Source organism: Paenibacillus sp. H1-7 (genome assembly GCF_022354825.1).
In the GTDB taxonomy this organism is placed as follows: domain Bacteria; phylum Bacillota; class Bacilli; order Paenibacillales; family NBRC-103111; genus Paenibacillus_S.
Genome location: NZ_CP031168.1, coordinates 2,762,889 through 2,775,158 on the forward strand (window position 1 = coordinate 2,762,889; position 12,270 = coordinate 2,775,158).

General features: G+C 50.8%; 7 protein-coding genes. All 7 read left to right on the plus strand.

All coding sequences use genetic code 11. The annotated features are described in order from the left end of the window. Positions 1-102 precede the first annotated feature (102 nt). The 7 genes from DVH26_RS12295 (at position 103) to DVH26_RS12325 (ending at position 12,269) form a co-directional block, all read left to right on the plus strand. Positions 103-1,686, plus strand: coding sequence for an extracellular solute-binding protein (locus DVH26_RS12295; RefSeq protein WP_239633973.1), 1,584 nt, complete (start codon positions 103-105; stop codon positions 1,684-1,686). 28 nt (positions 1,687-1,714) lie between these two features. Continuing rightward, positions 1,715-2,671, plus strand: coding sequence for an ABC transporter permease (locus DVH26_RS12300; RefSeq protein WP_239633974.1), 957 nt, complete (start codon positions 1,715-1,717; stop codon positions 2,669-2,671). Positions 2,672-2,684: 13 nt separating this feature from the next. Further along, a complete protein-coding gene (locus DVH26_RS12305; RefSeq protein ID WP_239633975.1) occupies positions 2,685-3,578 on the plus strand; it encodes a carbohydrate ABC transporter permease in 894 nt (297 codons plus the stop codon). 25 nt (positions 3,579-3,603) lie between these two features. Beyond that, the gene (locus DVH26_RS12310) at positions 3,604-5,622 is read left to right on the plus strand and encodes an alpha-L-arabinofuranosidase C-terminal domain-containing protein (protein ID WP_345774048.1); all 2,019 of its coding nucleotides are present in this window, start codon (positions 3,604-3,606) and stop codon (positions 5,620-5,622) included. A 108-nt stretch (positions 5,623-5,730) separates the two neighbouring features. Further along, positions 5,731-9,594 (plus strand): carbohydrate-binding protein, encoded by a 3,864-nt coding sequence (locus tag DVH26_RS12315; RefSeq protein WP_239633976.1) that lies wholly within the window; start codon positions 5,731-5,733, stop codon positions 9,592-9,594. A gap of 144 nt (positions 9,595-9,738) precedes the next feature. Continuing rightward, positions 9,739-10,320 (plus strand): hypothetical protein, encoded by a 582-nt coding sequence (locus tag DVH26_RS12320; RefSeq protein ID WP_239633977.1) that lies wholly within the window; start codon positions 9,739-9,741, stop codon positions 10,318-10,320. 209 nt (positions 10,321-10,529) lie between these two features. Beyond that, positions 10,530-12,269, plus strand: coding sequence for a sensor histidine kinase (locus DVH26_RS12325; RefSeq protein ID WP_239633978.1), 1,740 nt, complete (start codon positions 10,530-10,532; stop codon positions 12,267-12,269). Position 12,270 lies beyond the last annotated feature (1 nt).

Genomic DNA, 12,270 nt, shown 5'->3' on the forward strand with positions numbered 1-12,270 from the left:
TTTGGAACGGGCGATAACAAAAAAACGGTTACAATGAGATCAGCTCCGATGGAAAACGCTTTCTTTTCAGAGGGGGAACCACTTGATGGGAGGAATAGAAGGATGAAAAGAAATTGGGGGACAGTACTGCTTTCTACCGTAGTCGTATCCGGATTAACACTTAGCGCCTGCAATTCGAATAATTCTGGTAACGAAAATGGGAACAAGGCGAAAGATGAGACTGCAAACAATGTGGCTGCGGCGGGTTTTCCCATTGTCAAGGAACCGATTAAGCTGAAGATGTTCACGAGAATCGCTCCAAGCAACGGACCTTTCAAGGATATGCCGGTGTTCCAGGACTATGAGAAGATGAGCAACATCCAGGTAGAGTTTATCGAGGCGCCGACGGACGGGTTCAATGAGAAGAAGAACCTGCTCTTTGCGTCAAATGAGCTGCCGGATGCGCTGTACCGTTCCGGGCTTACTCCTTTGGAGGCCATCCGCTACGGCTCGGGCGGACAATTGATCCCGCTGGAGAAGCTGATCGATGCCTACGCTCCAAATCTGAAAAAGCTGATGGAAACGTATCCGGAGATACGCTCTGCAATTACAACTCCGGAAGGGCATATTTATGCCATCCCGGGCATTGTGACGGTGGGGTCGGCACGAACCGACAAACGGTGGATGAATCAAGCCTGGCTGAAAAAATTGAATCTCAAGGAGCCTGAGACGACGGACGAACTTTACGAGGTTTTGAAAGCGTTTCGCGATAAGGATCCGAACGGCAACGGCAAGCAGGATGAGATTCCGATGACAGCCCGAAACGGTCTAAGCATCGTCCCCGTCATGGCCGGGTCGTTCGGCTTGGATTTCCAGCTCGGCTATAACATCAACTTGGCTAACGATAAGGTAAGTATTTGGATGGGCAGCGATAAGAATAAGGAATTATTAATGTATTTGAACAAGCTTTATTCGGAAAAGCTGCTGGATCAGGAGCTGTTTACCCAGAAGGAAGCGCAATATTTGGCCAAACAAGGGACTGGAAATACAGGTTACTTCTTTGACCAGACGAACAATCCCATGCTGGATGGTAAAGTATCGGACCAATATATTGGTACAGCTCCTGTAAAAGGGCCTCATGGCGACCGATTGCAGCTCGCCTCTCCGGTGCCGAGGGACTTTGGCGCCTTTGCCATCACCTCGGTTAACAAATATCCCGAAGCAACCATGCGCTGGATCGATTACTTCTTCGGTGACGAAGGCTCCACCAAGCTTCGTTTCGGCCGTCAAGGAGAAAACTATGAATTGCGCGACGGGATTCCTTATTATACGGATGCATTCCTTGCCACAGGCAACCAATCGAAAATTACGCCTTATGCAGGAGGCGGGGCGCCGCATCTGATCAGCGATAAGGTCGCTTCTTACATCAATCCGCCGCAGGTTCAGGAGGCTCAAAAGAAGCTGGACCCGTACATGCCGAAAATCCGCTATGCGGCCCCTATGTTCGATGAAGAAACCGCGCAAAAAATCAACGTGCTGCGCAACGATATCGATAAATATTACGAAGAGCAGAGCACTAAGTTTATAGCGGGAGCCCTTAGCTTCGACAAGTGGGGAGAATTCCAGGCCACTTTGAAGAAAATGAACATCGACGAGCTGCAAAAGCTGTATCAGGCAGCCTACGATAACCTGAAAAAGCAAAAATAAGAACCCATGCTGGTTGGGAGGGCTGCAGATGAAGATAACAGCGAACACGGCAGGCACGGCGTCTCGATCCAAGTCGAGGCGCTCCAGCCTTTGGAAGGCGGTGGGGAGCAGGTATGATCTGTACCTCATGCTGCTGGTTCCGATCGTTTGGTATCTCGTGTTCCACTATGGACCTTTGTACGGCTTGCAGATCGCATTCAAAAACTTCAACCCGGCAAAGGGAATCGCCGCCAGCAAATGGGTGGGACTCGATCATTTCGAGCGCTTTGTGGAGTCTTACTATTTCTGGAGGCTGCTGTGGAACACCGTTTCGATTAATTTATTCTCCTTGCTCATTGCTTTTCCGGTCCCGATCCTGCTCGCCTTGCTTATTAATGAAATTCGCAGCAAAGCGTTCAGCAAACTTGTGCAAAACGTGACCTATATCCCGCATTTTATTTCCGTAGTCGTTATGGTCGGCATGCTGATGCTGTTTCTGTCTCCGCGGGGCGGTCCGGTGAATGCCATCCTTCAGGCGTTCGGCTCAGAGCCCATTCGGTTTCTTGATTCGGCCCGCTGGTTTAAGACAATCTTCATCGGATCCAATATATGGCAAAATATGGGATGGCAATCGATCATTTATATTGCGGCTCTTAGCGGAGTCAACCCGCAGCTGTATGAAGCGGCCAAAATGGACGGGGCCAGCCGGCTGCAGCGCATTTGGCACGTGTCGATTCCAGGTATTTTGCCGGTCATCGTGATCTTGCTGATTCTTGATGTCGGGCATTTTATGAACGTTGGTTTCGAGAAAATATTGCTTATGCAGAATAATTTGAACTTGGAATCCAGCGACGTCATCTCTACCTTTGTCTACACCACAGGCATTTTGAAAGGAGAGTACAGCTATACGGCAGCCATAGGTTTATTTAACTCTCTAGTCAATTTGGCGCTGCTGGTGCTGGTCAATCGATTTGCCCGTAAAAAAGCGGAGACGAGCTTATGGTGAGGAGGAATCAGCGATGAGGGAACATACGCTCAAGAAGGGGCATTCGGATGAAAAGGTATTCGATGCCATCGTGAATACTCTGGCCGCACTAGTGCTGGTAGCGGTATTGTATCCGCTTTTGTTTATTGTCAGCGCTTCCTTCAGCGACCCGGCTCTGGTGCTGAACGGCGAGGTGCTATTGCTGCCGAAGCAAGTGACTTTAGAAGCCTACAAGAATGTATTTGAGAACGAGCAGATCTGGAACGGTTACTTGAACAGCATTATATATACGGCTGTAGGCACAGCGATCAACCTGATCATGACGACGCTTGCTGCCTATCCGCTCTCCAGGCCGGATTTGCCCGGAAGGGGAGGCATTATGTTCTTCGTTACGCTGACGATGTTTTTCAGCGGAGGCCTCATTCCTTCGTATCTTCTTGTGAAGAGTCTGGGCATGGTTAATACGATGTGGGCGCTGATTATTCCCGGCGCCATCGCCACCTATAACTTGATCGTCATGAGAACGTATTTTCAATCGAGTATCCCCTGGGAACTCCAGGAGGCGGCCCATATGGACGGCTGCTCCAACTGGAAGCTGCTCACGCATGTTATATTGCCCTTATCCAAACCGATATTGGCGGTAATGGTCCTGTTCTACGCGGTCGGCCACTGGAACTCGTACTTCAACGCCTTGATCTACATTCGTAACAAAGAGCTGTATCCGCTGCAGCTCGTGCTGCGCGAGGTGCTTATGGTGAGCCAGGCGGATGCCGTCGACAGTAACGTAGGATTGGAATCCAAAGTGCTGCTGGCCGAAAGCATCAAGTATGTGGTCATCATCATTTCCAGCCTGCCGGTGCTGCTGATGTATCCGTTTGTGCAGCGGCATTTTGTGAAAGGCGTTATGATCGGTTCTTTGAAAGGATAAACGAAGGGAAGGGAGTCCCATTTCGATGATGAATTCAACAGCCACAATCCGGGTGATGCCGGATCAGGTAGGCAAACACAAGATTAACCCTTATTTATTCGGACACTTTGTAGAAGACATCCGCGACCACATGGACGCCATGCTGGCATATCCCCTTACGGATATGGATTTTGAAAGTACGGACGACGTATACAGGGGGCTTTCCGGCCAATGGCGCCCGTATACGAATGGGAAAAACACCATGTATACTCTCGAGCCCGCTGCTGCGCATCATTCCGGACACAGTCAGAGAGTACGCATGTATAGCGATGACGAAGGCTATGCAGGCGTAAGCCAGGCTATAGCCGTAAAGCGGGATCCTCGTGGCTACCGTATGGAGCTGTATGCAAGAGCATCCGTCGATATCAAGTTCGCTATTGCCGAAATCGCGGACAGGATGAGCGGAGAAGTGCTTAGCCGGTCGCGAATCGATCTGGTCAGCCACGACTGGCTGCATTATGAAACGAGCCTCACCGTAGAGAGGGATTGCGAGCATGCGGAGTTCCGGCTGTATGTCCCCGCTCAGCACGACCGGTGGCTCGATCATGTATCGACGGGGATGCTGTGGCTCGACCATATCTCGCTGTTGCCATCGGACAGTGTCGGCAATGTCCGCAAGGAAGTCATCGATATGGCCAAGGAGCTGAACGCCGGCATGATGAGGCTGGCGGGAAATTATATCAGCGCCTATCACTGGCAGCAGGCTATCGGTCCTGTGTACGAGCGGCCATGCGTCGTCAACGAGGCATGGGGAGGCTGGACGAGCAAGTACTTCGGCACGGATGAGTTCATCCGGTTTTGCCGCGATTTGAACGTGGAGCCGCTCATTTGTGTCAATGACGGCTCGGGAACGCCGGAAGAAGCGGCTCAATGGATTGAATATTGCAATGGCGGCGCCGACACGCCGATGGGGAGGCTGCGAGCGGAGAACGGTCACCCCGAACCGTACGGCGTGAAATATTGGGAGATCGGCAACGAGGTATGGGGTCCGTGGCAGGTCGGTCATTGCAATGCCGAGCAGTTTGCGGAACGGTGCGTGCGCTTTGCCCAAGCCATGAAAGCCGCTGATCCCGGCATTGTGCTGCTCGCCTGCGGGGATACGAGGATGGATTGGAACCGTGCATTGCTCGAGCGGGCCGCCGAACACATGGATTATGTAACGCTCCACTTGTACCACGGTTACAACCGTTTCGGAATGAACGGCCGCACGCCCGCAGAAGAGCGGTATAAAGCGATCGTTTCCTATCCGGAGTGGACAAGAGAGTCGATCCGGCAGATAAGGGAGATGTTCGGATCGGATCCAAGGTATTCCCATCTCAAATTGGCTATTACGGAGTATAACACCATGTATTATCCGAATACCGTCCGCAAAGGTCTCCCCAATGAGCACACGTTGGAAGCGGCGGTGGCAAATGCGGCGAATTTGAACGAATTTATTCGCAACAGCGACCTGATCGAGATCGGCAGCTTTTCGGACCTGGTCAACGGCTGGCTTGGCGGATGCATCCGGGTAGGGGATTATTACGCGGATCAGTTTCGCGGGAAATCGAAGGGCTGGAGCGGGAAATCCTTAACCGTCTACGGAACCCCGACCTATCACATGATGAAAATGTATGCCAATCGGAATTTGGGGCATGTCGTTCAGAGCCGGATCGAATGCGGGAGCTACAAGCTGAGCAGCCCTGTGCCTGGCGCGCCGCAGCCCGGCGATTTACCGAATTTGGACGTTGTGGCTTGCATAAGTGAGCATGGAGACATGCTATCGATCTTTATAGTGAACCGTGGGCTGGAACATACGATGACCGAAGTCAAGCTAGGCGGCTTCGCCGAGACGGGAACAGCCCGGCTGCTTGAATTGACGGCGGAGCATTATGAAGCGATAAACAGTGTACACCAGCCGGAAGCCGTTATATGCGAGGCTCATGAATTGCCTATTTCGCAAGGTCAGGTGAATTGCTCACTGAGAGCGACCTCCGTCTACGTTCTCGAAGTCACCCGAGAATAGCAGCGGGGACAGAGGAGCCGGAGAGAACGATTTGTGCTGATAGGGAGAGATTCATTCTCATGAATTTCGCACCTATCAATGAATCCGCATGGAAGGAACTGATGTTTAATGAGAGCATGGCTGACGGGTCTCTTTGCATTTATTCTGATCCTATCTTTTCCTGCAGCAGGATTCACTTACAGCAATCCGCAAACGGTGCCCGAATCGTGGCGTTGGGATAACGGGAACTTTTACGGGGAAGGCGATCCCTTCATCTTGAAATTTAACGGAACCTATTATTTGTACACCAGTACGGTTGACGATAAGCCTGGAGTGAAGGTATGGTCGTCGGAGGATTTGGTTCACTGGGAATACCGCGGGTTATGCGCCACCGAGCCGGTTACGAAGGGAGCCTATGCTCCCGAGGTGGTTTACTGGAACGGCGAGTTTTACATGTACACGGCGCTGCTTCAGGATGACGGCAGCACGCCTCGCGGTCATCGCGTATTGAAGAGCTCCAGTCCAACAGGGCCCTTCACGGCTCGAACGGGCAGCAAAGTCACCGGCATTGACGGACATGTGTTCATCGACGATGACGGGCAGTGGTATTTCTACAGTACAGGCAGCGGAAATATCGATGTCCGGCCGATGTCCGATCCATATACATTCGGGGAAAAGTCGAATACCGGAGCCGCAATGAAGGGCTGGACGGAAGGGCCGACCGTCATCAAGCGTCATGGGAAATATTATATGACCTACACCGGAAACCACATCTGGAGCGATGCCTACCGTGTAGACTACGCAAGCAGCACGAATCCGCTCAAGGGGTTTGTGCCGGCGGTATCGCAGAATCCGATTCTCTTGTCCACGGAAGGGAACCATGCCGGTCTGGGACATAACACGATCGTCCGCGGTCCCGACCTGGACACCGATTATATCGTGTACCACAGCCACGCCAATCCGGGACGGCAGCTGAACATGGATCGGATCGCCTGGAACGGGGACAACATGCTTGTGCTCGGTCCTACGACAGCCGAGCAGCCTGACCCGGCCATGCCCGACTTTAGCGACAGGTTCAAACGTAACGAGTTGGGAGATGATTGGAAAGCGGTCGGCGGAGGACGTTGGGGAATCCTGGAGGAAGGCACGTTATCTCAAGAAGCATTGGGAGAGCCGGAACGATCCGCTATGCTCTTGTCCCGGCAAGCAACAGACGACGACTTCACGGCAGAGTTCAACTTGAAGCAGGTAGAGCAGGGCAGCAGCGCTAATCCGCTGATGGGTGCGGTTTTTTCCTATGTCAATGAGAATAACTACGCTACTGCCGTCCTGAACCGTAACCACAATCGGCTGGAGACCACGCTCCGCATCGGGGGCAAAGATATGGAACGGGTAACAACTCCGCTTCCGGCCGGTTACGATTATACGAAGTGGCATCAAATTCGTGTGGAAAAGGAAGGCGCAGACTATCGCATCTATGTCGATGGCATGCTCAAACAGACTCGTTCCGTCGAACGTCTGGGCAAAGGAAGAATCGGCTATATGACGACGGATGCGCATGCGGATTTTGGTTATGTCGCTTTTAGCGGCAAGGTGGGAGGCAGCCACGCCAATACCGATTACAAGCCGATTCCGGGAGATATTCAAGCCGTCCATTATTTACCGCGCGGAACCGATAAGTTGGACAAAGACGATCGCAAGCATGACCCGATTCAGATCAAAAAAGATGCAGACGGCAGCTATCATGTCGCATCGTTCGATAAGGGAAATTTGCAGTATAACATCAACGTAGCCGAAGCGGGAAGCTATCAGGTCGTCATCCGATATGCGGCGGCAGCGGATACCCGAATCAAGCTGGAGCTAGAGGAATCGGACGAGAAGCCGGTTCTGGTGCAGCTTCCTGCAACAGGCGGTGCGGATCAGTGGAGCAATGCGATCGTGTCGAATGTCAAATTGCCGCAAGGACTGCATAAACTCAAGGTGACGGCAGCTGGAAAACCGCTCGAGCTTGGTTCATTAAAGTTTAGCCGAACGGCCGAAGCGCTGTCCGTGTCCGACGACTTCAATGACGGCGACGATTCCGGCTGGTCCAAGTTCGAGCCAGGCTGGCGGGTGGACACAGGGGAGGAGCTTCCGTTTGACATTCCCAAGCCGGTGCCGGGCATTATCGAAGCGCCTTTTTACAATACGGGCGGTGAAGGAATTGCCTATCACGACGACACTCCCGAGAACATCGGGGGCACTTACCGGAGCGATTCCGTCGATATACGCACGAACACCAATTTCAATGGGCTGAACATCGGTTGGAACAAAGCCGGCGAATGGTACAAATACAACATCGATGTGAAGCGTGCCGGAACGTACCGGGTCGAGGTCACGGCGGCTACGACCTTCAGCGATAATCAAGCGCGTATATGGCTGGATGATCGGACGGATCTGACCGGTCCGATCCGGATTCCGGCAACTGCGAATTGGAACACATGGCAAACCTCCGTATCCAAGGACGTGTATTTGCCGGAGGGCCGGCATACCGTTACATTCGATACGTATAAAGGGGAATACGATTTTGCAAGGCTGAAGTTCGTATCCTACGAGGTACCCGCAACGATCCCGGGCCTCGTGGAAGCCGTTCATTACAACACAGGCGGCGAAGGCGTAGGCTATCACGACAATACGCCGGCGAATATCGGCGGACAGTACCGTGATGACCGGGTCGACATTCGCGGCAATCCGAAGGGCGGCTGGAACGTAGGCTGGAACCAGACCGGCGAGTGGTTGAAGTACAACGTGAACGTAAGCCAATCTGCCTCTTATGAAGCTAGCGTCCGGGTAGCAACGGCGCTGGATGGCGGAAAAATCCGCTTGTGGCTCGATGATGTAACCGACTTGACCGGAGTCGTGGATATCCCGAATACCGGAGGCTGGAACAACTGGAAGAATGTCAAGCTCGGAAGCCTGATGCTTCCGGAAGGCGATCATACTCTTAAGGTGGAAATCGTTCAGGGGGAATATGATTTCGCCAGCCTCTCGTTTCAGACTTTAAATAACCCCCAAGCGTTACCCGGAACCGTACTGGCGGTGGATTATATGAACGGCGGGGAAGGTGTCGCGTACCATGACAACACAGCGGACAACATACGCGGCTTATACCGAACCGATGACGTCGATATCCGCTTGCTTCCGGAAGGATACACAACGGGCTGGAACCAAACCGGCGAATGGCTGAAATACGACGTGAATGTCGCCGAAGCCGGTACATACAAGCTGGATTTGCGGTTGGCTACAGGGATGGAAGGCAGCCAAGTCAGGCTGTGGCTCGATGATCAGAACGATCTGACCGGGATCATCGATATTCCTAATACGGGAGGCTTCCATGTGTGGAAGACGGTATCGAAGGACGGGATTACCCTTCCTGCAGGCCGTCACACCATCAAAGTGGAGATTGTCACCGGCGAATTCGACTTTTACAGCTTCCGGTTCCATAATGACCCGACCGTCCCCAAACAAGGCGTATATAAATCCAGTCCGAAGGGGTATCCGAAATCCGTCCTAGGTGACAGAAGGTGGTCGGACTATATTGTAGAGTCGGATATTCAGTTAGGCGGGGCAACGCCGGCTGGAGGCAGTGCGGGGATTATTTTCCGTGTGAACAACCCGGCTGACGGAACGGAATACAATCAGAACCGGGACGATTTTTTCCAGGGCTACTATGCTTACTTGACACCAGAGGGTGTATTCTTGGGCAAGTTTAACTATAACTTTCAACTGTTGGCCAAAGCAGAACGAGCCGGGATGGCCGGCAAAATGCAGCATTTGAAGGTCGTAGCGAGCGGCACGAGGATCCAAGTTTATGTCGACGGGATAGATTCGCCTGTTATTGACTACACCGATCGAAGCGGAACGGCGTTCACTCAAGGCAGGGTGGGTGTTAGAAGCTTCAACAGCGAAAGTATGATCGACAACTTTAAGGCAACTCCGATTTATGTAAAATAGCAAAAGAAGAAAATCACTTTTCTCTGTGGACTGCACGGTATGGAGAAAGGTGATTTTTCTTTTCTTGAAAGCATTTTTATCGTACGGGCGGGTATCGTTTTCGAGCTGAAAATAGTCTATTATTACCTTAAGGAGGGAGCGATTGTGAGAAGAAAATCACTTTACTCAATACCTGGTTTATGTCTCATTTCTATAGCCTGGTACTTGTATGCAGATCAACAAATAACAGTTAACGAAGTCGGTACGCAGGCATGGGTGATCCCCTTTTCCAATGTCGATGATTTAATAAATCATCCTCAAGTTAACCTTATCGTAAAAGCGACTGTGACCTCCAATTCACAACCTAAAACTTATGTTCTTGAAGAGAAAATAGGAATAGAACGTAAACGAATGTTTACAGAAGTGATTGTTGATCAAGTTCTAAAATGTGACAATAGGGTTACTTCTTCCCAATCAATATCCATAATAGAGCCGACGTACATTACAGATAATGGACTCAAGCCCGGGAAAACAGAATTCCCAACCGGACTATACCGGAAAGCTGGGAGCGGCAAAACATATATCTTTCTTTTAACTTGGAATGAACAGCAACAAGCTTATAATCTATACGGGGTACATCAAGGTAAGTATAATATCAACGGGACTGACAGCAGAGAAAGTGAAATTGAGATGATAAACGAAAATTATCGTCATTTAAAAGCGTCTATTAAAGAACGACTATTATGAGATTCTGCAGCACCGGTATATAGAACGTTCCGAGCGGTGGATAAACACCGTTACGGAGCTTTTTTGTTGTTATGCTTCAGTTACTGCTCCCGGCACCAAAAGTGATTAAAATAATCCAGTTCTTATCTCACATTTTACATATCCTTTGTTTCGGGATGTTTGCTATAATGTTAAAACGCTTTCAAAACTAGCATAGGCCGGTGACTACAATGTACAAGCGCAGCTTGCTCGTGAAATTCCTCGTATGGATGCTGATGGCTACAGTCATTCCTTTCACTTGCTCCAATCTGATTTCGTATCGTTCCACCTCCGCCGCCCTAGAGGCCAATATGATTGAGTTAAACCATAAGACGATGAACATCGGCATGGACAATTTGAAAAAATATTTGCAAGAGCTCAACCAGCTTTCCGTTTCGTGGTATTACGATCAAAGCTTGATCAATTATTTATGGCTCGATAAGCCGGACTTTGACAGCGGCTCCTATATCGACCGGCAGCTCGCCTTCTTATATTTCAGCCGCCCGGAAATCAAGCTCGTTAACTATTACAGCGCAATGAGCGGACAACAATATATCAAATTCAACTACTCGGTATGGAGCTCGCCGCAGCAGCCGCAGCTTCCGCCGAATGTTAAGGACGAATGGACGAATTTGCCCGTTTACGAGACAAAGGTAATGAATGACAGCCGGTTTCTAGTTATTAACCGCAAGCTGATTGACTATCCGAAGCCGAATGTGCTCGGCTTGCTGTCGATGTATTTTACCATGGACGAAATTAAACGGCTCAGTACGCAGCTGCTCGACCCCGATCATGAATCGGTGTTTATTTATATGAACGACAGCCAACAGCTGATTTATGCATCGAGTGAGGAATCCGCTCCTCATCTGGATGAGTCGACTTTAAGGGACATTACGAAAGAGCCGCAGCAGACTCACTGGGATGGACAGTTCAGGGGAGAACAGGGGGTCTTTCTTGCGGTGAGCGACCGTTTTCTCGAGATGCCGCTGACGATTGTAAAGTTCATTCCCTCCACGTTCATCAATCAGGCGGCCAAACAAACGTTGGATCGCTCCATGGTTATCCAATTTATTGCGCTTGCTTTCGTTATTTTGTTTACGGTCATTCTGTCTTATTCCACCATCGCACCGATCAAAAGACTGATCCGCAATATGACACGCGTGGAAATCGGACAATTCGACGTGGAGCAGTTCAAGACGCGTGAGGACGAAATCGGCATTCTGGAGCTGCGCTTTCAGACGATGGTGCGCAATTTGAAGGAGATGATTATCCGGGAGTACCAGCAGCGGATTGAAATCTCGACGGCACAGCTCAAAATGCTGCAGGCGCAGATCAATCCGCATTTTTTGTACAATACGCTGCAATCGATAGGTACGACGGCGCTTCGCCATAATATAGAGGAAATCAGCGATAAAATATCCCAGCTCGGGGCGATTTTGCGATACAGCATGGATCTGGATACGGAGACGGTAGCGCTGCAGAAGGAAATCGATCATATTCGCGATTATTTGTCGCTTCAGGAATCCCGTTTTAAGCACAAGCTGACGTATACGATACATTGTGAGTCGTCTGCAGCGAAGAGGATGGTTCCCAAAATGATTTTGCAGCCTTTGGTGGAAAACAGCATTGTACACGGCATCGAAAGCGGGACAGGTCAAGGGGCCATCCGCCTGGAGATTACGATGGACGATGCGCTGATCCTTCGCATTATCGATAACGGCCGGGGAATGGATCAAACGGCTATTGAACAGCTGAAGCAACGATTCGCCAAGCAGCGGCTTCTGCAGCCGGAGGAAGACGGCATCGGGTTAATCAACGTGCTGCAGCGGCTCAGGATTACATACGGCGACGGGTTCGCTTGGACTATGGAGAGCAAGCCGTATGAGAAGACAGAAATCGTGCTAATCATTCCGATTCAGGAGGGAACTTGAG

Bases quoted from the DNA above. Each gene is read 5' to 3' on its own strand.
- DVH26_RS12295 (WP_239633973.1), top strand. From the start codon at position 103: ATGAAAAGAAATTGGGGGACAGTACTGCTTTCTACCGTAGTCGTATCC.
- DVH26_RS12300 (WP_239633974.1), top strand. From the start codon at position 1,715: ATGAAGATAACAGCGAACACGGCAGGCACGGCGTCTCGATCCAAGTCG.
- DVH26_RS12325 (WP_239633978.1), top strand. From the start codon at position 10,530: ATGTACAAGCGCAGCTTGCTCGTGAAATTCCTCGTATGGATGCTGATG.
- DVH26_RS12315 (WP_239633976.1), top strand. From the start codon at position 5,731: ATGAGAGCATGGCTGACGGGTCTCTTTGCATTTATTCTGATCCTATCT.
- DVH26_RS12305 (WP_239633975.1), top strand. From the start codon at position 2,685: ATGAGGGAACATACGCTCAAGAAGGGGCATTCGGATGAAAAGGTATTC.
- DVH26_RS12310 (WP_345774048.1), top strand. From the start codon at position 3,604: ATGATGAATTCAACAGCCACAATCCGGGTGATGCCGGATCAGGTAGGC.